We start from the raw sequence: 19,619 nt of genomic DNA on the forward strand, positions 1-19,619 counted from the left end.
GGCAGCGGCTCCCCGCCGGGAAGAGCAGAGCACCGTGACAGTGAACGCCCCAGACTCACGGATGATGCGTGGACAGCAGGCCAGCACCGGCCCTGACGTCGCGGGCTGGCTCGTGTCCGAGGCGCGGAGCCTGGAGGGCCCGGCCCCGCTGCTCGACGCCCTCTGCCAGCGCTTGGTGGCTCAGGGTGTCCCTCTCGCCCGCGCGTCCATCGTCCTCTTCACCCTGCACCCGCTGCTGCACGGCCGCAGCTTCCGCTGGCGCCCCGGGCAGCGGGTCTCCACCGAGGTCCACCCGCACGGCCTCCAGCACCTGCCCGGCTTCGCGCTCAGCCCCTTCAAGGCGCTGCTCGACGGCTCTCCCGGCCTCCACCGCCGCCTGGAGGAGCCGCCCGCGCCGGACGACTTCCCCATGTACGCCGAGCTGCGCGCGGACGGCCTCACCGACTACGTGGCGCTGCCGCTGTGCTTCAGCGACGGCGCGCGCCATGCCGTCTCTTGGGCCACCTCCGCTCCGGGTGGCTTCACGGATGCGCACCTCGCGCTGCTCCATGGCTTGCACCCGTTGCTGCAGCTCGTGCTGGAGGTCCTCGCGCGCAAGGACATGACGGGCGTGCTGCTGGACACGTACCTGGGCAAGGACACGGGCCGGCGCATCCTTCAGGGACAGATTCGACGGGGCGACGGAGAGACGACCTCCGCCGTCATCTGCCTGAGTGACTTGCGCAGCTTCACCGCGCTGTCGGACGCGCTCCCGCGTGACTCGCTGCTGGAGCTGCTCAACGCGTACTTCGAGACCATGGTGACAGCCTTCCACGCGCACGGCGCGGAGGTGCTCAAGTTCATGGGCGACGCGGTGCTCGCCATCTTCCGCATCGACGCGGAGTCGCCGGTGGAGGAGCGCTGCGCGGCCGCCGCCCGCACCATCCGCGAGGCCGTGGCCGCCAGTTCGCGCGACAACGCCGAGCGCCGCCGCAAGGGCCTGCCCACGTACGAGTTCGGCGCCGCGCTCCACGTGGGCGACGTCATGTACGGCAACATCGGCGCGTCGGACCGGCTGGACTTCACCGTCATCGGCCCGGCCGTCAACCTCGCCAGCCGCATCGGCGGGCTGTGCGCCGCGCTCAATGAGCCCGTGCTCCTGTCGGAGGCCTTTGCCTCCCACTTCCGTGGCGGCACGCGAGACCTGGGCGAGCACGTGCTCAAGGGCGTGGGCCTGCCCGTGCGCATCCACACGCTCGAAGCCGAGGCCGCTGTCGACTCCAATTCGCTCACCGCCGCCTGAGCCGGGACGGGCTTGACCCGTATCCGTGCGCGGCGGCTCGCCTCTCCCTCGCCGGCAGCCTGGAAGGAACGCTCATTCCGCCGAGGCTCGCCCCTCTCGCGACGGCTTGGGTGGAAGGAACGCTCATTCCGCCGAGGCCTGCCTTTGTTGCCCCTGCCGCCTGGAAGGAACGCTCATTCCGCCGAGGCTCGTCCCTCCCGCGACGGCTTGGGTGGAAGGAACGCTCATTCCGCCGAAGCTCGTCCCTCCCGCCCCTCCGCGTCGTGCCGGCTTGGGTGGAAGGAACGCTCATTCCGCTGGCGCGGGCCCGCGTCCTCGCCGCAGCGGTTGCTCCGGCAGGAAGCACGTCACCCCCAGCGCCAGCAGCGCGATGAGGATGGCCACGCGGTACACCGCCGACACGCCGCTCGTGAAGGACGCCTTCAACGCCTGCCAGGCCTGGTCCACTGACTCCAGCGCGCGCTGCTCCTCCGCGTCCACCCGCGCGCGCTCCGTTGCACCCACCCGGCGGCGCTCGGCGTCGAACTCCGTGCGCAGCCGCGCCTTCACCTCTCCGGCCTGGAAGCTCCCGCCCGCCGGGGCTCCTTCACCGCTCGTCCCGGGCGTCGCCACCGCCACCTGGGCCCGCACCGACTCTGGGAGTCCGGCGGTGGCCGCGGGCATGCGTGCCCCCAGCTCGCTCGACAGCGTGGCCGCGAACACCGTGCCCAGCAGCGCCACGCCCATGGTCATCCCGAGCTGCCGGAAGAAGGTGGCCGCTGACGTGGCCACGCCAATCCGCTGAGGCGGCACGGCGTTCTGGATGGCCATCGTGAACAGCGGAATCGACGGCCCCAGGCCCAGGCCCACCAGCACCATCTTCGCCGTCACCTCGGCCTGGGTGGAGTCGGGCGTCAGCGTGAAGCCCATCACCGCGAAGCCCACCACCAGCAGCACGAGCGAGCCCAGCAGCAGCACCTTGTATCGGCCCAGCTTCGACACCAGCTGCCCGCTGAGCACGTTGCCCGCCACCACGCCCAGCGTCAGCGGCGTAATCGTCAGCCCCGAGCGCGTCGCCGACAGTCCCACCACGTTCACCATGAACAGCGGCAGGAAGACGACGCCCGACAGGAACACCGCACCGATGATGAACACCGCCGCGTTCCCCGTGCTGAAGGCGCGCAGGCGGAACAGCTTCAGGTCCAGCAGCGGCTCCTTCGCGTGCGCCTCCAGCCGCAGGAACATCGCCGTGCCCACCACGGCCAACGCGAACAGCCCCAGGATGCGCCACGAACTCCAGGCCCACGCGCCGCCGTCACTTCGCCCCATGCTGAGCGCCAGCAGCAGTGGCACCACCGCCATCGCGAGCGCCCCTGCGCCGGGCAGGTCCAGTCCTCCCTGTCCCGCGCCCTCGGGCCGCAGCTTCGGCATGCGCAGCAGGACGAGCGCCAGCGCCACCGCGCCCACCGGCAGGTTGATGAAGAACACCCAGTGCCAGCCCAGGTGGTCGGTGATGAAGCCGCCCACCAGCGGGCCCACCACGCTCGACAGGCCGAACACCGCGCCGAAGAGGCCCTGGTACTTTCCTCGCTCGCGAGGCTCGAAGAGGTCCGCCACCACCGCCAGCGCCGCGGTGAAGAGCGCCGCGCTGCCCAGCCCCTGCACCGCGCGGAAGAGGATGAGCGCCAGCGTGGACCGGGCCACTCCGCACAGGAAGCTGCCCGCGAGGAAGATGAGGATGCCCACCGCCAGCACCGTCCGCCGGCCCAGCAGGTCGGACAGCTTCCCCCACACCGGCACCATCATCGTGGACGCCACCATGTACGACGTGGTGAGCCACGCGTAGTGCGACGCGGGGATGCGCAGGTCTGCCTGGATGGCCGGCCCCGCGGTCGCGACGATTGTCTGATCCAGCGCCGCGAGCAGCAGCCCCAGCAGCGCCCCCAGCATCGTGAAGACCTTCTGTGCGCGAGTGAACGCGGGGAACGCGGCGGGCAGGAGGTCGGCGGAGGCTGGAGCGGCGGACGAGGCCATGGGTCGCGAACGTCGCCCACGACGCGGGCGCCGGACGAAAGGTGGGGCCGCTCCAGGTGGACGGCCAGCCATCCAGGCCGGACGGCTGCCCGGCGAACGTCCACCGCCCGGCGCTTTCGTCTGGGAGCGACGAGCGGAGAACACCTCCAGAATGCAACCGTGTCGCGGCGCTCCCGTAGGTCGAGAACGCAACGACAGTGTCATGGCAAGGATCCACCGGCTGTCCGCCGGTGGATCTCCTCATGCCGCAAGCATCTGGAGGGGGGATGTCAGCCCTGCGCGTAACCTCCGGAGCGCGCCACTTCTCCACGCCTGGGCCGGACGTGGCGCCTCTTCGCGTGGCTTTCGAGGACCGACGGCATGCAACAGTTTCGAGCGCTGACCCTCTCCACCCTGCTGGCGTTGTCGCTATGCGCCTGTCCCGGAGACCCCGACCCCATCCCCGATGCCGGAGCGGATGCCGGCGAGCCAGACGCCGGTGGCCCCGACGCAGGCGAACCTGACGCCGGTGAGCCAGACGCGGGCGAACCCGATGCGGGCGAGCCGGACGCGGGGCCCGGGGATGCGGGGCCGGTGCTCTCCGACGTGCCGGTGTGGGAGGTGAAGCACGACCCCGAATACACCGCGGGCTGCTTTGGCCGCTCCATCGCCATGGGCGACCTGAATGGCGATGGGCAGAAGGACCTGGTCGTCGCCGCCCCGCCGTGCCTCACCACCACGCGAGACCCGGGCCGCTTGTCCATCTTCACCGGCGAGGCTCCCTACTTCACCAAGCAACCCCTCTCCACGGTGATGAACTGGCGGAACGCCTCCACGCGCACCAACGGCAACCAGATGGTGGTGTCCACGGGCAACGTGGACGGGGACGCGTACGCGGACGTGCTCGTCTCCGGCCAGTACGGCCTGCTGGTCTTCAAGGGCCGGACAGACCTGGGCCAGCTGTTCGCGGAGCCGCTGTTCCTGGTGCCGGGAGGCGGCGTCTACAACAACGCCGTGCTCGCGGACGTCGACGGGGATGGGCTGGATGACCTGGTCAGCGTGAAGGGGACCCAGGTGTCCGTGTACCGGGCCACGCCGGGCGCGGAGGGCGGGCCCTTCACCCTCGTGCCTCGCACCCAGGCGCTCTTCACCAACAGCGTGCGGCGCGCGGGTGACTTCAACGGCGACGGCGCGCAGGACCTCGTGGTGAACAACGGGTCGTCCTTCGGCCTCTTCCTGGGGTGCAAGGCGGGTGGCACCCTGGAGTGTGATGGGCTCCTGGCGCGGAGCGCCACCTGGGGAGTGGCTTCGCGCACCCTGGCCCTGCTGCCGGACCTGAATGGGGACGGGACGTCGGAGAGCTTCCAGGGCCCGGGCGGGGGAACGCAGCAGCTGCACCTGTCGGACGCACAGTCGCCGACGGGCTTCTCCGCCACGCCCGTGTGGACCGCCATGGCCGATCCGGTCTTCTCCCTGTTCGGCAACGTCATCGTCTCGGCGGGAGACGTGGACGGAGACGGCCAGCGCAACGACTTCATCGTGGGCTCGGATGGCCGGCTCTACGTCTACTCCCCGGCACAGGGCGTCTCCGCCGAGCTGAAGCCCGTCTGGGCCTGGCCGCGCGCGGACAGGCTCCGCGCCGGGTTCGAGGGCTTCCACCGCTTCTCCGTGCTGGCGCCGGGCGACCTGGACGACAACGGCTTCGACGACGTGGTGGTGGGCATGGCCCCGCCGCCCGGGCTCGTCTCCGGACCCGGCGGGCGCGTGGTCATCTACGGCGGTGGCGCGGTGCCCGACGAACCCACGGCCCCGCCCCACCTGCCCGCGGTGGCCGCGTGTGGCCTGCAGTTGGACCCGGTGAACGGCAAGCCCGACCTCACCGTGGACGCGGACGTGCTGGCCCGCTCGCTGTATGTGGAGACCCGCACCTTCGCTCCCGATTCCTGCGAGGTCATCGAAGGCTGCGTGCCCGCCGGCGGCCAGCGGCGCCTGCTGCGCTTCAACACCTCCATCGTCAACCTGGGCACCGCCGCGGCCACCGTGCCCGACGTGCAGGAGCGTCCGGACCTCTACGTCTGGGACGAGTGCCACGGGCACGACCACCTGACGAACTTCGCTGGGTACGCGCTGCGCGACGCGCAGGGCCAGGACGTCGTCCTGGGACGCAAGCAGGGCTTCTACCTCGTGGACTACCACCGCCAGTGCTCGGACGCGGCGCCGTTCTTCCTCTACGCCGAGCGCATGGGCATCTCCGCCGGCTGGTCGGACATCTACTTCGCGGACATCCCCTGCCAGTGGGTCGACATCACCGACCTCTCCGACGGCACGTACACCCTGCGCGTGGGCGTGGACGAGCAGGACATCATCGAGGAGGAGACAGTCCACCCCAACGAAGTGTCTGTGCGCCTGGTGCTGGAGGGCGACACGGCCACCGTCCTTCCGTAATCCTGTGGGGGCATGAGCCCTACCGAGCGCCCCCTGTACCTGGACCACAACGCCACCACCCCCATCGACCCGGAGGTGGTGGACGCGATGCTGCCGTACCTCCGCGAGGAGTTCGGCAACCCCTCCAGCGGGCACCCGTATGGCAGGCGGGCCCGCGCCGCGCTGGAGGAGGCCCGCGCGAAGGTGGCGGCCCTCATCGGCGCGGGGCCCGGGGACATCCTCTTCACCTCCGGCGGCACCGAGGCCAACAACCTCGCCATCCGCGGCACCACGGAGGCTCGCGCGGAGCGACGCCATGTCCTCACCTCCGTGATTGAGCACCCGGCGACGAAGCTGCCCTGCGACTCGCTGGAGTGGCGGGGCTGGCGCGTGACGTGGCTGCCGGTGGACGCGGAGGGCCGCGTGCGGGTGGAGGACGCGGCGCAGGCGCTGGACGCGGCGGGCGCGGACACCGCGCTGGTGACGCTGATGCACGCCAACAACGAGACGGGCGTCCTCCAGCCGGTGGCTGAAGTCGCGGCGCTGGCCCACCGGCACGGCGCCACCGTGCACACGGACGCGGCGCAGTCGGTGGGCAAGGTGCCGGTGGACGTGGGCGTGCTCGGCGTGGACCTGCTGACGCTGGTGGGGCACAAGCTGCGCGCGCCCAAGGGCGTGGGCGCGCTGTACGTGCGCCCCGGCACGCCGCTGCGGCCCTTCGTGCTGGGCGGCGGCCAGGAGCGGGGCCTGCGGCCGGGGACGGAGAACGTGCCCTACGCCGTGGCCCTGGGCACCGCGTGCGACCTGGCGCGCGCGAGGCTGGCGCGGGGGACGGCGGCCGGGGTGGCCCTGCGCGAGCGGCTGTGGGAGCGGCTGCGGGCGGAGGTGCCCGGGCTGGCGCTGAATGGCCACGCCACCGAGCGGCTGCCCAACACCCTCAACGTGCGCTTCCCGGGCGTGAAGGGCAGCGACGTGCTGGCGGCGGCGCCGGAGGTGGCGGCGTCCACCGGCTCGGCCTGCCACGAGGGCGGCGAGTCCGCCTCCGCGGTGCTGCGCGCCATGGGCCTCCCCGAGGCCGAGGCCCTGGGCGCGGTGCGGCTGTCCCTGGGGCCGGACACCACCGAGGCCCAGGTGGACCGGGCGGCGGCGGCGCTGGCGGCGGCCTGGCGGAAGGCAGGCGGGCGCTGACGTCCCGGCCGTCCCGGAGGTGGGATATGGCCCGAGGCCGGCCGCTCCGTGAAGAAGATCCGGACGGAGCGCGGTTGCCCTGGGGAAGGTCGCGTGCAATCACCCGTTCTCTGATGCGTAGTCAGGGTGCCTGCCGGGATTCCGCGCTCGGGGCGCGACGCCGTACCGGCGGAGAGGTCATCACGTGAGCTTCCGGGTCGATGTGTGGGAGGGAGCGCGCATCGCGCTGTTCTCACTCCGTTCCAACCGCCTGCGGACCGTGCTGACGACGGTGGGCATCGGCGTGGGGGTGTGCACCCTGCTGGCCATCGTCGGCATCATCCAGGGCATCAACCGCTCCTTCGAGGAGCAGCTCTCCGAGATTGGCGCCAACACCATCCAGGTCTCCAAGTTCCCATGGACGATGCGGGGGGACTGGTGGGAGTACCGCAACCGCAAGGACCTGTCCGCGGACCTGGTGGGGCCCATCCTCAAGTCGTCCGAGCACGTGCTGGCCGTCGCCCCCATCTACTTCGAGCGCGTGGAAGGCCGCTTCCTGGACCGGAAGATGGCCGCGGTGACGATTGTCGGCACTACGCCGGACTACGCCACCGTGTCCTCCTTCGTCGTCGACAGCGGGCGCTTCCTCACGGACTCGGACGTGGACCAGCGTGCGTCGGTGGTCGTCATCGGCGCGGAGCTGGTGCGCTCGCTCTTCCCCGGCATCAACCCGCTGGGGCACCGCATCCTCCTGGAGGGCCGGCCCTACCGCGTGGTGGGGACGCTCGAGCCCAAGGGCACCATCCTCGGAGAGAACCAGGACGTCGTGGTGATGGTGCCCTACCGCACCTTCCTGTCGCACTTCGGCAAGCGGCGCTCGCCCAACATCGCGGTGGCGGTGGACTCGCCGGAGAACGTCCTCAAGGTGCAGGACGCGATGACGCCCGTGCTGCGCCGGGAGCGGAACACGCCGCCGGGAATCCCGGACGACTTCGCCATCAACCGCCCCGAGCAGCTCGCCAACATGTACGCCCAGCTCACCGGGGCGCTCTACGGCGCGGCCACGGGCGTAGGCTTCATCACCCTGCTGGTGGGCGGCATCGGCATCATGAACATCATGCTGGTGTCGGTGCGCGAGCGGACGCGCGAGATTGGCGTGCGGCGGGCGCTGGGAGCGAAGAAGCGCACCATCATCATCCAGTTCCTCATGGAGGCCTCCAGCGTGTCCGCGCTGGGCGGCACCATGGGCACGCTGGCGGGGTTGGGGCTGGCGCGCACGGTGTCGCTGGTAACACCGCTGGCGGCGGCGGTGGAGCCGCTGACGGTGGTGTTCGGCGTGGGCTTCGCGGCCATGGTGGGGCTGCTGTTCGGCATCTGGCCGGCGGCGCGTGCGGCGAACCTGGACCCGGTGGAAGCCCTCCGCCATGAGTGACGGGAGCGTCCAGCGATGATGGCACTGTGGGACACCCTGCGGCTGGCGTTCGGGACGTTCATCTCCAACCCGCTGCGCTCCTTCCTGACGTTGCTGGGCATCGTCATCGGCGCCACCACGGTGGTGTCGATGATGGGGCTCATCCAGGGGCTGCGGAACCAGGTCAACGAGAGCCTGTCCGAGCTGGGCACCAACTGCTTCCAGGTGCAGCGGCTGCCCTTCGGCGGCGAGCTGTCGCTGGCGGAGCTGTCGCGGCGGCCCCGGCTGAACGAGGGTGACTTGGAGGCCATCCGCGAGCAGCCGTCGGTGCTGACGGCGGCGGCGGAGGACTCCAAGGGTGGCTTCAAGGTGTCCACGTCCCTGCGCGAGTCGCGGCCCAACGTGTCCATCTGGGCGGGCACGCCGGAGTACTTCCAGACGAACTCGGTGCAGGTGCAGGAGGGGCGGGCCTTCACGGATACGGAGTACCTGGACGGGCGGCGTGTGGTGGTGATTGGCCTGGACCTGGCGGACACGCTCTTCCCGGGGTTGGACCCGCTGGGGCAGACGCTTCGCATCCAGGGCCGGAGCTTCCAGGTGGTGGGCACGCTCAAGCGCAAGGGCGGCTTCCTGGGCGGAGGCAGCCAGGACAACCAGGTGATGATGCCGCTGTCGGTGTTCCGCCAGCTGTTCGGCGTGAGGGACTACCGGGTGAGCATCCAGGCGCGCACGTCGGAGCTGGTGCCGCGGGCGCAGGACGAGGTGACGCTGCTGATGCGGCGGCGGCACGCGCTGAAGCCGATGGAGCCGGACGACTTCTTCGTGTTCTCCAACGAGAGCGCCGCGGAGACGTTCAACAAAATCTCCCAGGTCATCTCCGTGGCCAGCTTCGGGGTGTGCCTGCTGTCGCTGCTGGTGGGCGGCATCGGCATCCTGAACATCATGCTGGTGGCCGTGACGGAGCGGACGCGGGAGATTGGCATCCGCAAGGCGCTGGGCGCGAAGAAGCGCCGCATCCTGGCGCAGTTCGCCACCGAGGCGGTGGTGCTGTCGCTGACGGGTGGCGTGCTGGGCGTGGCCCTGGGCGTGGCCCTGGCGCACCTGGCGCGGTGGGTGATGGGGCTGCCCACGGAGGTGCCCGCGTGGGCGGTGGGCCTGTCGCTGGCGATGAGCTGCGGCGTGGGGCTGGCCTTCGGCATCTACCCCGCTGCGCGCGCGGCGAAGCTGGACCCGGTGGAGGCGATGCGCACGGAGTGAGCGCCGCTGAGGCCCCCTCCGCGCGAGCGGAAGAGGCCTCGGTGCTTCAGCGTCCGGACGGGGCGCTTACGGACACGGCGGCGTGCAGATGCGCTCGCCGGTGATGGGGTGCTTGTAGCAGGTCACCGTGCACTCGGCGGACGCGGTGGCGGGAGCCATGGCAACGCCCAGTCCGAACATGGCGGCGGCGGCGGTGAGGGCGACGGCGATACGGAGGTTCTTCCGAGCAGACATGCGTGGCTCCAGAGATGGGGGGTCCGTACTGCGGCTCGCAGCCTGAAGCTGGTGCCGCCTGATGGCAACAGCCGCCGCGTCGAGCTTCATTTCGGTGCGCTGGGCTCGTAACTATTGCGTGTGTTCGTCTGGACGAGGACCACCGCCGGCCCACTGGTAGCCCACTGTCGCTCCCGCTCCGATGAAGCCGAGACCGATGAGCTGACGCACGGACTTGAGGCGGGCGCTCGGGCCGGCCAGCTTCATCATCACTCCGTGTGCGGCCACGCCGAGCAGCGCGCCCACCGCGGCGCCTCCGAGCGCTCCGAGGTACGCATTCCCGCGGTCCTTGCTCCCGCCGAAGGCCAGCTCTCCCAGGCCCCACGTGCCGAGCGCCGCCAGCGGTGGGGTCAGCACGAGGCCCCCGCCGAACGCCACCACCTCCAGCTCCGTCCAGCGCCCGCCGTTGGGCGTCGCTGGGCGGAAGAAGAGGAGCCGCGCGGGCATGGAGCCCAGGAGCATGCCCGCCGCCGTCTCCGAGGCGGTGGAGGTCAGGCGCGTGTCACCGCCCACGCGGCTCGCGGCCCAGACGCCTCCGAGCGGGAGCAGCGTCAGCCCGCCATGCGCCACCCAGGCCTCGGGGCTGAGCGGCAGGTCCTCTCCGTTGGACTGCACGGGCACGCCGCTCATCCCCGGCAGCCGCGTGCCGCCTCTTCCCGAGGACGGGGGCTCCGGAGTCGTGCTCGAGGCCCCGGTCGCGGGGGATGGCTCATGTGCTGGAGCGTCAGTGCCGCGTGCCTCGTCCGTGACGGGCTCCGGAGTCATGGCCGTATCCGAAGGAGACTCCTGCTCCTGGAGACGCAGCGCCTGTCCCCGTCGCAGCGGCGCGTCGGAGGCCGCGTGGGCCACGGGCGCCAGCAGGCACCCGAGCAGCAGCAGGGACACGGCAGTGGAGGCTCTCGGTGGAGACTGGGACATGGGCACACAGGGCCACCCGTCCTCCGGCCTGGAGCGCGGTGGCGGGGAAGGGTGTGCATCCGCCTCGCGTGCTTCCACCCCTCCACGGGCGCGCGCCCTCCAGCACACAGTCACGAGGGGTTGGGATGTTCGCGGCTGGACGCTCTCACCCGACCTCGGAGTGATGGAGGGCAGGTGCGCGCCGGACGGTGCGCCACTAACTTCCGGGAGTGAAGCTGGTCTGGCTCGTGCTTGGCGCGCTGCTCGTCGCCGGGTGCCCGTATCCCAACCACCGGCATGACCTGCGCCTGCGCGCGCTGCCCGAGGGCGGCGCCGAGGCGCGCTCGCTCGCGTTCTACCAGTCGCTCGGCGTGGAGCTGGCCCCCGGGCACCGCGTGGAGCTGGTGGAGAACGGCCACATCTTCGACGCCATCGAGCAGGAGGCGCGCGCCGCCCGCTCCAGCATCCACATCGCCAGCTACATCTGGCGCCCGGGCGAGCCGTCGGACCGGCTGGTGCGCGCCCTCCAGCAGCGCCAGCCCGGCGTCGCCTGCCGCGTGCTCGTGGACCCGCTGGGCAGCGTCAACTTCGAGTCCGTGTCGCCGGCTCTCGCGGAGGCCGGCTGCGAGGTGCGCATCTTCCGTCCCATCCAGGGCGCCATGTCCTCGTTCGACGCAGACCGCATGAAGGGGCGCATGCACCGCAAGCTGGTGGTGCGCGACGGCGAGGTGGGACTCACCGGCGGGTGGGGCATCTGGAAGAGCTGGCTCGGCAACGCGGACGGGCCGGACTCGTGGCGCGACATGAATGTGCGCGTGGAGGGGCCCGCCGCGCGAGAGATGCAGCTGGCCTTCGCCCAGAACTGGCAGGAGGCCGGCGGCGACTTCCTCCCCGCCAGCGACTTCCCACATCCCCAGGCCGTGGGCGAGGCCCGCGCCGGCTTCGTCGCCAGCAGCGACCACCGCTTCCTCTCCGACGGGCGGCGGATGATGCTGCTCACCATCGCCGCGGCGCGCACGCGGCTCTGGATTGCCAACTCGTACTTCATTCCCTCCGACGCCATCAGCGACATGCTCATCGAGAAGGTGAAGCAGGGGGTGGACGTGCGGGTGCTGGTGCCCGGGAGGCACCATGACATCGCCCCGGTCCACGCGGCGCAGCGCGCCTCCTACGCGCGGCTGCTCGAAGGGGGCGTGCGCATCTGGGAGTACGAGCTGTCCATGATGCACGCCAAGACGATGGTCGTGGACGACTCGCTGTCCGTCATCGGCTCCACCAATCTGGACCCGCTGTCGCTGAGTACGTCTGAAGAGGGCTCGGTGGTGGTGGACGACGCGGAGCTGGCCGCACGGCTCGCGGCGGCCTTCGAGAAGGACCTGGGCCACTCCTACGAAATCCACTGGAGCGGGTGGCGCAAGCGGGGGCTGCTCCAGAAGTTGGGCGAGCAGCTTCCCTGGCTCATCGGCAACTTCCTCTGAGGTCTTCGAGCCAGGGCGGGGTCGTCCAGGCTCGCACCGGACCCGGCGTGAGGGCAGGACGGTGCTCCGGGCGATGTCCACGCTTCATCCGTGCGGCGGGGACCAAGGCCGCGTGTTAGAGGGCCGGGCATGGACCTGAAGGAAGTCGTGGGGCGGGCCGTCATCCGCGAGGCGCGGCCCGAGGATGACGCGGCCGTGGGCGACCTGCTGGTGGAGGCGTTCATCACGCAGTACGCGAAGAAGCTGCCGGAGGTCGTCTACACGGAGGAGCGCAAGCGGGAGCTGCGCGACGTGGCCTCGCGCAGGAAGGTGGCCACGGTGCTGGTGGCGGAGGTGGACGGCGGGGTGTGCGGTACGGTGGCCCTGTTTCCACCGGGAGCGCCGGGCTCGGAGGCGTGGCTGCCGAAGGCGGCGGACCTGCGCGGGCTGGCCACGGCGGTGCGCTTCCATGGCAGCGGGCTGGCCCGGCCGCTGCTCGACGCGGCCGAGGCCCTGGCGCGGCGCTGGGACGTGGACGCGGTGTGCCTCCACGTGCGCAGGGGCGCGGAGGGCGTCGCGCGCATGTACATGAACCGCGGCTTCGTGCGGGAGCCGGCGGGGGACATGGCGCTGCCCACGGTGTACCTCGAAGCGTACGTGATGCGCCTCAAGGGCTGAGGCCGCGTCCGTGAGGCGCGGCCCGTCGGGAATCACAGGCCCAGCGCGCTCATCGGCACCCGGTAGATGTCGCCCGTGCCGTTGCCGATGCCCTGGAGGGCACCGTCGTTCCTGGGGGCGTCGAACCGCGCTCCCAGGGCTCCGGTGAACGGCCGGGTGCTGCTGAAGTACAGCCACTCCCCATCCGGCGAGACGCTCTGGTTGTAGTCGCTGGCCTGGGTGCTGATGCCATTCCCGAGCAGGCGTGCCTTCTCCCAGCCTCCGTCCGGGAGCCTGCGGCTGAGGTAGAGGTCATAGCCGCCGAGGCCATCCGCGCGACGCAGGGCGCTGAAGAGGAGGTAGCGCTCGTCCGGGGCAATCCAGGGTTCGACTTCGGCGGAGGGTGTGTTGATGGCGTCGCCCAGGTTCTCGGGAGGTTGATACACGCCGCCCACGAGTCGGGAGACCCAGAGGTCACTGCCGCCACGAGTCCCGGGGCGTTCGGCCCCGAAGTACAGGTTGCCGTTGGCGGCGACGGCGGGAGACCACTCGTCGAGGTTCGCATCGTTCACCGGCGCGGGGAGGCGCGTGGCCTCGCCCCACTCTCCGTCGGTCTGCAGCGCCGCCATCCAGATGTCGTGCGTCGCCCGTTGGGCAGCCTCTCCAGGATGGGGGCGGTTGGAGATGAAGAACACGGTCCGCCCATCCGGCGAGATGTGCGGGTCGGCATTGCTCCACTTCGTTGCGAAGCGTGGCTTCACGGGCGGGGACCAGTGCCCGTCGTCACCGAGCCGTGTCTCGAAGATTTCGTAGTGCTCGAAGCGGTCGTCCGCGCGGCCGAAGAGCACGCGCTGCTGGTTCGGGGAGAACGCCATGAAGAAGTCCCAGGCGCCGGTGGTGAAGAGGCCGGCCCCGTAGAGCTCGGGAGCCTGCGCTCCTCGGGTGGGCGCGGTCTGGCTGGAGGGTGCGCGGCACCCGGTCAGCAGGGCGCTCAGGAGGAGCACGGTGAGCAGCGAGCGCGTTCCTCGGAAGCGCGGTGGGAGTTCGAGGGTGCGGGGAGCCTGCTTCAGTTCGAGCATGCGTCGATGCAGTAGCATCGCGGTGTGGCGCGAAACTTTGGGAATGTTGCGGCAGCCGTGGCACCGGGTCCGGGCTCCTTCCCCGTGAGGCCGTGTGGCCTGCATGTGCTCGGGCATGGCGAGACGTTCCGCGCCTGGGACTGTGTCTGCCAGCAGGGCACGTGCAGTCCCGTCTCCGAAGGTGAGCACTCGCGCGTCCACATCAGCGTGATGCTGGCGGGGACTTTTCACGCCCGGTCGGAGCAGGGTGAGGTGCTCGTGAGCCCGGGGGCCCTGCTGCTCGGCAACGCCCTGGGCGCGTACGCGTACCGCCATGTCGATGAGGGTGGGGACCGCTCCGTCGTCTTCGACTACGCGGAGGCCTTCCTCGACGACGTGAGCCGCTCCCTGGGGCGCCGGCTCCATGAGAGGCGAGCCTTTGGCAGTGCGTGCATTCCGGCCTCGGCGGCCTCGGCGGATGCGGTGGTCCTCGCGCACCAGGCCATGCGCACCGGCGAGCCGGAGACCGTGAAGGAGGCCGCGCTGACGGTGGCGGCGGTGGCGCTGACGGCGGACCCGGGCGGTGCCAGCGCGGTGAAGGCGCCCACGTCAGGGCAGGCGCACCGCGTCGCCAGGACGCTGCGGTATGTCGAAGCGCACAGCGCCGGGGACTGCTCCCTCGACACGCTGGCCGCGCACGCGGGCCTGAGCAGCTTCCACTACCTGCGCGTCTTCCGGGTGATGACGGGACAGACTCCGCGTCAGTTCGTCATCGCCACCCGGCTGCGCGCGGCCGCGACGCTGCTGCGCGCGACCCGCATGCCCATCACCGAGGTCGCGATGGAGGCGGGTTTCGGGGACCTGGCTCACTTCACGACGAGCTTCACGCGGGCGTTCGGTGTCTCATCGCGCGCGTATCGCAAGCGGCACGGGCCCTCAGCCGTGTGAGTCGGTGTCGAGCCTGGCCTCCAGCGCGCGCACCGCCGCGTCGGACACCTCGGCGCTTCCCCCGCCCGCGCCCTTCCCTCAGCCGCGCAGGGGCAGGACGAAGGCGAGCTGGAAGCGGGTGCCGGCATGCTCCGGCCGGACGGTGGCGCTGACGTGGACGCCCTTGCCGTTGTCGGTGGAGACGAGCTCCGCGCGGACCTGGCCGTTGTCGGTGGCGCCCCGGAAGAGGAACACCTCGGCGGCCTGCGAGAAGATGGAGGAGACGTCTTCGTTGCCGGAGCCGGGCGGGAGCTGATCTCGCACCCAGGTGGCGAAGCGGACGATGCGGCCGGTGAGCAGCTGCGCGGGCAGCGGCACAGCGTAGCCTCCGCCGAACACCGTGGGCGCGGCGGCCAGCAGCACCGCGTCCGCGTTGCGCCCGCTGCCGAGCCCGAGGATGCCCCGCAACTCCAGGCGCGACTGCGCGCGGATGGGGAGGAACAGCTCGGTGGGAATGCCCAGGCCTTTGTCGCGGCCCGAGGGCAGCTCCCAGGTGGACGGCGCGCGCAGGCCGCCGGGCTGGCCCATGATGCGCGCGAAGGCCGTGGTGTCGCGGAAGCTGGCCGCGAGCATCGCCGCCACCGCGAGCGCGGGGCTGGTGAAGGCCGTGCGCTTCGCCACGCCGCGGCCCTCGCTGATGACCACCGCGCGGTTGAGGACGGCGCACAGCCAGCGCGAGGACTCGTCCTGGCGCAGCTCCGTCCAGGCCTCGGAGACGCTCTCGCGCTCCTCTTCCAGGGCCACGGACAGCTCGCCCGGAGCCACGCCCAGGAGAGTCGGAGACACGGCGGCCACCACGGGCACCTGCGCGCGCTCACCGAGCGCCGCGAGCTTCCCGAGCAGGCCGACGTCATCGCTCGCCTCCACGACGAAGGCGGCATCGGGACGCTCGAACGGCTCGGCCGCGAGCGCGTCCTGGAGCGACTCCAGGAGGGCGGGACGGGCCACGTCGAGCACCTCCACGGCGAGGCCCGAGGACTTGGGGCACTGGTCCAGCAGCCACTTCAGGCCGCGCCACGCGGACTCGAGGCGGGCGACGGGCTCGGAGGCGAGGATGTCCTTCGCGGTGAGGAGCATGGCCTCCTCGACGAGGTCCCGGGCCGTCTTGCGCGAGGTGGAGGGCGAAGCCGGCGCGGAGGACGTGGAGGCGGGGGCCTTCGGGTTGACGGCGCGCAGGAAGGCGTCCACGACGCGCGAGGCCGCCGCGGGGGAGCCCGCGTCGGCGCGGTTGAGCATCGCCTCCACCAGCTCCTCTCCGGACGTCTCGGGAGGCGGCGGCACGGTGGGGAGGGGCGTCACGGTGGCGCGGAGGGCCTCGGCGACGGCGTCGGGGAGGCGGCCGGGGCCGGTGATGGTGGCGACGCGGGTGGCGGCCTCTTCAGCGGAGAGCGGACGCAGCGGGTCGCCGCCGGACAGCTCGCCGTGGAGCGCGTGGAGGGCGCGCAGCTCCGGGACGGTGGAGACGAGGTCGGCGAGGCCGAAGGAGCGGAGCCGGTCGAAGGACAGCTCGAAGGTGCGGGTGTCACCGGCGCCGAGCCGGTCGGCCACGGTGATGCGCAGGCCGGTGGCGGCGCGCGCGAGCTCGGTGCCGAAGGACTCGGGGGTGAGGTGGAAGCGCCGGCCGGAGGGAGCGGGGGAGAAGGCTCCCGCCACCAGCCACCGCACGCGCGCACCCTCTGCACTGCTTCCGCTCTGACTCATGAACCGTTCCCGCCTGTGTCGTGGAGGCCCCTACGTTAGCGCGCCGGGCCGGGGTTTCAGAGGGGGGGCGGCACTTGTTGCGCATTCAGTCCCCGTGACGCGCCGGGCCCTGGCTCCCCGTTCGTCTGTGTCCTGGAGGACCGTGCGTCGGCGTGCCCGGCCCGAGTTGCCGGCGCGAGGTGGCATCATGTCCTGACGGTGGGTGCGGGGTGGGAGCCACCGAAGGAGCACCTCCGTGCGGACGGACCTACCGGCGTTCACGCTGCGGGTTGGGGCGCTCGGAGCCGAGGTGCTGGCCGTCTCAGAGGTTTCCGGCACGGAGGGCGTCAGCCGGCTGTTCGACTTCCAGGTCGACTTTTTCACGAAGGACGGCGAGCCGCTGGGGCTGGCGGACTTCATCGGCAAGGACGCGCTGCTGACGCTGGCGGTGCGCGAAGGCAGCCCGCGCTATGTGCACGGCCAGGTGCGTGAGGTGGAGTCGCTGGGGGTGAAGACGGGCCGGCGCCGCTACCGGGCCCACGTGGTGCCGAAGCTGTGGCGCCTGTCGCGGGTGCACAGGAGCCGCATCTTCCAGAACCAGAGCGTGCCCGACATCCTCAAGGCCGTGCTGGGCGAGGGAGGGGTGGAGGTGCGGCTGGCGCTGTCCGCGAGCTACGCGCCGCGCGAGTACTGCGTGCAGTACCGCGAGAGTGACTTCGCCTTCGTCAGCCGCCTCATGGAGTGGGAGGGCATCTTCTACTTCTTCGAGCACACGGACGCGGGCCACACGCTGGTGCTGGGCGACAAGCCCAGCGCGCACGTGCCGCTGCCGCAGGGCCAGGCGCTGCCCTTGCGCCCGCGCATGGGCAAGGAAGCGGTGGACGGCGAGTTCGTCTACGCGCTGGAGGTGGTGCACCGGCTGCGGCCCGGCGCGGTGCACCTGAAGGACTTCGACTTCGAGAAGCCCGCCCTGGACATCTCCGGCAGGGGCAAGGCGCCCGAGGGCATGAGGGCGCTCGAAATCTACGACTACCCGGCCGGCTACGTGGCCCCGGGCGTGGGCAGGTCCGCGGCGGGAGTGCGCGTGGAAGCGGTGGCCATGAGTGGACGAACCCTATCGGGAGATGCCATCGCGCCACGTCTGACACCTGGCTACGTGCTGGAGCTGGACGCGCCGGAGGACGGCACCTTCGCGGGCGAGTACCTCATCACCGAGGTGGTGCACTCGGGCGTGCAGCCGGACGTGTCGGGCGGCAGCGAGTCCCTGCAGGGGCTCTATCGCAGCCAGTTCCACCTGCTGCCCAAGGCGGTGCCCTTCCGGCCGCGCCGGCTGACGCCGCTGCCTCAAATCGCCGGCCCGCAGACGGCCACGGTGACGGGCCCGGCGGGCGAGGAAATCCACACCGACGCGCACGGCCGCATCAAGGTGCGGTTCCACTGGGACCGGGAGGGCAAGGGGGACGAGAAGTCCTCGTGCTGGGTGCGCGTGGGCCAGCCGTGGGGCGGTCCGGCCTGGGGCGACGTGTGGCTGCCGCGCATCGGCCAGGAAGTGATTGTGCGCTTCCTGGAGGGAGACCCGGACCGGCCGCTGGTGGCGGGGGCCGTCTACAACGGCACCAACACGACGCCGTACGCGCTGCCGGACGAGAAGACGAAGTCCACGCGCAAGAGCGCCTCCAGCCTGGGCAGCAACGGCTTCAACGAGGTGCGGATTGAAGACTCCGCGAGCGAGGAGGCGGTCTTCACCCACGCGCAGAAGGACGAGGACCTGCTCACGGAGAACGACAAGGACCAGCGGGTGCGCGGGTACGAGGACCTGCGGGTGAAGAAGGACCGCAAGCGCACGGTAGAGGGGAACCATGAGTTGCGCGTCGAGACGGACGACATGGGCGCGGTGGAGGGGAATCATACGTTCCGGGTGCGGAAGCACCGGGACACCATGACGCAGGGCAGCCACGACGAGTCGGTCGAAGGTAACCAGGCCATGACGGTGGGGAAGGGGCTCACGACGAGTATTGCCCAGGGTGCCATGGAGAACGTGGCCCTGGCGAAGGCCACCACCATTGGCGGGGCCTACAGCGTCAACGTGGCACTGGCCTGCAACGAGGCCACGGGCGGGGCGAAGACGGAGCAGGTGGGGGGACTCAAGGCGGTGGACGTGGTGGGCTTCCAGCAGGAAACCGTCGCGGGAGACAAGCAACTCCAGGTGGGCGGCAACGACTGGGTGGAAGGGGATGGCTCCGCCACGTTGACCATCGGTGAGGACTGGGAGGTTCACGCCGATGAGGGCATGCACCTGCGTATCGACGGTGCGCAGTCCTTGCAGGCGAAGTCCTTCGAGTTGAAGGCAGAGAAGCTCACCATCGTCGTCAACGATAGGGTGGCGCTCCAGGTGGAGCAGTCCGGTCGGGTCCAGCTCTTCGGTCGCACCATCCTCGTCGAGGAGAAGTAGGAGCGAGCCAATGGCCAGGTTCAAGGGAAGGCAGGTGCTGAAGATTCATGGCGGCGGCGAGCTACCGTTTGCGCGGCCCATGGTGGAAAATCCCTGTCCTCCTGGTGAGCATGCCGAGCGCATCTACTTCCCGGACGTGGACCCTGCTGAAGCCAGCCCTCTCAATCGCATCGAGAAGATGAGGGAGGCAGGGAACGACCCGTTCGAGATTGCCGCAGCCGAATACAATGTCCGGCTCGGGCACATCACCCATGGCCGGCAGATTTCGCGGGGAGCCACACCTGACGAAGAATCCGCCGGAGCCAAGGGCGACCATCAGCACATCAAAGCTGTGTGCATCAAGTGCGGTCAGCTTCGAGAGCTCGACCATGCTCCCGACAAGCGGGTCATCACCGAGTGCAAGAATCAAGGAGGCTCTTACGGAGGCTCCACCCAGTTCCGCAACAATCAGGGACTCGCGCAGCGTGGCTTCAGGGTTTCCTACAAGGTGCCGGAGTCACAGCGTGGGGACAGGCGGCTCGAATCGCTACAGGATGCCGGGTTCGAAGTGATTTTCGTTCGCTTTTCCTGACTGCCGGGGCGTGTTCCATGGGTGTGCCGAGCTGGTTCCTGCTATCCCCTGTGC

Annotated in this window: 15 protein-coding genes; 10 read left to right on the forward strand and 5 right to left on the reverse strand. The window is 70.8% G+C overall.

The window, feature by feature from the left end:
* Positions 1-61 precede the first annotated feature (61 nt).
* The gene (locus G4D85_RS10775) at positions 62-1,282 is read left to right on the forward strand and encodes an adenylate/guanylate cyclase domain-containing protein (protein WP_164010846.1); all 1,221 of its coding nucleotides are present in this window, start codon (positions 62-64) and stop codon (positions 1,280-1,282) included.
* A 288-nt stretch (positions 1,283-1,570) separates the two neighbouring features.
* On the opposite strand, the gene G4D85_RS10780 is transcribed toward G4D85_RS10775, so the two are convergent.
* Positions 1,571-3,295, reverse strand: coding sequence for an MDR family MFS transporter (locus G4D85_RS10780; RefSeq protein ID WP_164010848.1), 1,725 nt, complete (start codon positions 3,293-3,295; stop codon positions 1,571-1,573).
* A gap of 360 nt (positions 3,296-3,655) precedes the next feature.
* Here G4D85_RS10780 and G4D85_RS10785 point away from each other — a divergent pair, with 360 nt between their 5' ends.
* The 4 genes from G4D85_RS10785 (at position 3,656) to G4D85_RS10800 (ending at position 9,533) form a co-directional block, all read left to right on the forward strand.
* Positions 3,656-5,719 (forward strand): lysyl oxidase family protein, encoded by a 2,064-nt coding sequence (locus G4D85_RS10785; RefSeq protein ID WP_164010850.1) that lies wholly within the window; start codon positions 3,656-3,658, stop codon positions 5,717-5,719.
* 12 nt (positions 5,720-5,731) lie between these two features.
* On the forward strand, positions 5,732-6,886 hold the full coding sequence (locus G4D85_RS10790) for a cysteine desulfurase family protein (RefSeq protein ID WP_164010851.1): 1,155 nt from the start codon (positions 5,732-5,734) through the stop codon (positions 6,884-6,886).
* 184 nt (positions 6,887-7,070) lie between these two features.
* Complete coding sequence (locus G4D85_RS10795) at positions 7,071-8,297, forward strand: ABC transporter permease (protein WP_164010853.1); 1,227 nt, start codon at positions 7,071-7,073, stop codon at positions 8,295-8,297.
* A 15-nt stretch (positions 8,298-8,312) separates the two neighbouring features.
* Positions 8,313-9,533: an ABC transporter permease gene (locus tag G4D85_RS10800; RefSeq protein WP_164010855.1), complete on the forward strand. Its 1,221-nt coding sequence runs from the start codon at positions 8,313-8,315 to the stop codon at positions 9,531-9,533.
* A 66-nt stretch (positions 9,534-9,599) separates the two neighbouring features.
* Here G4D85_RS10800 and G4D85_RS48835 read toward each other — a convergent pair whose 3' ends face one another.
* Positions 9,600-9,767, reverse strand: a complete 168-nt coding sequence (locus G4D85_RS48835) for a hypothetical protein (protein ID WP_205525507.1) — start codon at positions 9,765-9,767, stop codon at positions 9,600-9,602.
* 111 nt (positions 9,768-9,878) lie between these two features.
* Positions 9,879-10,724, reverse strand: coding sequence for a hypothetical protein (locus G4D85_RS49290; RefSeq protein ID WP_240359201.1), 846 nt, complete (start codon positions 10,722-10,724; stop codon positions 9,879-9,881).
* A 209-nt stretch (positions 10,725-10,933) separates the two neighbouring features.
* Here G4D85_RS49290 and G4D85_RS10810 point away from each other — a divergent pair, with 209 nt between their 5' ends.
* Positions 10,934-12,181 (forward strand): phospholipase D-like domain-containing protein, encoded by a 1,248-nt coding sequence (locus G4D85_RS10810; protein ID WP_164010857.1) that lies wholly within the window; start codon positions 10,934-10,936, stop codon positions 12,179-12,181.
* Between the two features lie 129 nt (positions 12,182-12,310).
* The gene (locus G4D85_RS10815) at positions 12,311-12,838 is read left to right on the forward strand and encodes a GNAT family N-acetyltransferase (protein WP_164010859.1); all 528 of its coding nucleotides are present in this window, start codon (positions 12,311-12,313) and stop codon (positions 12,836-12,838) included.
* A gap of 32 nt (positions 12,839-12,870) precedes the next feature.
* On the opposite strand, the gene G4D85_RS10820 is transcribed toward G4D85_RS10815, so the two are convergent.
* Positions 12,871-13,896 (reverse strand): TolB family protein, encoded by a 1,026-nt coding sequence (locus G4D85_RS10820; protein ID WP_164010861.1) that lies wholly within the window; start codon positions 13,894-13,896, stop codon positions 12,871-12,873.
* Positions 13,897-13,953: 57 nt separating this feature from the next.
* Between G4D85_RS10820 and G4D85_RS10825 the strand changes: the two genes are divergently transcribed.
* A complete protein-coding gene (locus G4D85_RS10825) occupies positions 13,954-14,823 on the forward strand; it encodes a helix-turn-helix domain-containing protein (RefSeq protein ID WP_164010863.1) in 870 nt (289 codons plus the stop codon).
* Positions 14,824-14,901: 78 nt separating this feature from the next.
* On the opposite strand, the gene G4D85_RS10830 is transcribed toward G4D85_RS10825, so the two are convergent.
* Complete coding sequence (locus G4D85_RS10830; protein WP_164010866.1) at positions 14,902-16,563, reverse strand: type VI secretion system contractile sheath domain-containing protein; 1,662 nt, start codon at positions 16,561-16,563, stop codon at positions 14,902-14,904.
* Positions 16,564-16,798: 235 nt separating this feature from the next.
* On the opposite strand from G4D85_RS10830, the gene G4D85_RS10835 reads away from it, so the two are divergent.
* Positions 16,799-18,994, forward strand: a complete 2,196-nt coding sequence (locus G4D85_RS10835; protein WP_240359202.1) for a type VI secretion system Vgr family protein — start codon at positions 16,799-16,801, stop codon at positions 18,992-18,994.
* Between the two features lie 10 nt (positions 18,995-19,004).
* Positions 19,005-19,565 (forward strand): hypothetical protein, encoded by a 561-nt coding sequence (locus G4D85_RS10840; RefSeq protein ID WP_164010869.1) that lies wholly within the window; start codon positions 19,005-19,007, stop codon positions 19,563-19,565.
* The last annotated feature ends 54 nt before the right edge of the window (positions 19,566-19,619 follow it).

Origin of the sequence: Pyxidicoccus trucidator, assembly GCF_010894435.1 — a bacterium.
Lineage (GTDB): Bacteria > Myxococcota > Myxococcia > Myxococcales > Myxococcaceae > Myxococcus > Myxococcus trucidator.

Bases quoted from the DNA above. Each gene is read 5' to 3' on its own strand.
- G4D85_RS10775 (WP_164010846.1), top strand. From the start codon at position 62: ATGATGCGTGGACAGCAGGCCAGCACCGGCCCTGACGTCGCGGGCTGG.
- G4D85_RS10780 (WP_164010848.1), bottom strand. From the start codon at position 3,295: ATGGCCTCGTCCGCCGCTCCAGCCTCCGCCGACCTCCTGCCCGCCGCG.
- G4D85_RS10785 (WP_164010850.1), top strand. From the start codon at position 3,656: ATGCAACAGTTTCGAGCGCTGACCCTCTCCACCCTGCTGGCGTTGTCG.
- G4D85_RS10790 (WP_164010851.1), top strand. From the start codon at position 5,732: ATGAGCCCTACCGAGCGCCCCCTGTACCTGGACCACAACGCCACCACC.
- G4D85_RS10800 (WP_164010855.1), top strand. From the start codon at position 8,313: ATGATGGCACTGTGGGACACCCTGCGGCTGGCGTTCGGGACGTTCATC.
- G4D85_RS48835 (WP_205525507.1), bottom strand. From the start codon at position 9,767: ATGTCTGCTCGGAAGAACCTCCGTATCGCCGTCGCCCTCACCGCCGCC.
- G4D85_RS49290 (WP_240359201.1), bottom strand. From the start codon at position 10,724: ATGTCCCAGTCTCCACCGAGAGCCTCCACTGCCGTGTCCCTGCTGCTG.
- G4D85_RS10815 (WP_164010859.1), top strand. From the start codon at position 12,311: ATGGACCTGAAGGAAGTCGTGGGGCGGGCCGTCATCCGCGAGGCGCGG.
- G4D85_RS10820 (WP_164010861.1), bottom strand. From the start codon at position 13,896: ATGCTCGAACTGAAGCAGGCTCCCCGCACCCTCGAACTCCCACCGCGC.
- G4D85_RS10830 (WP_164010866.1), bottom strand. From the start codon at position 16,563: ATGAGTCAGAGCGGAAGCAGTGCAGAGGGTGCGCGCGTGCGGTGGCTG.
- G4D85_RS10840 (WP_164010869.1), top strand. From the start codon at position 19,005: ATGGCCAGGTTCAAGGGAAGGCAGGTGCTGAAGATTCATGGCGGCGGC.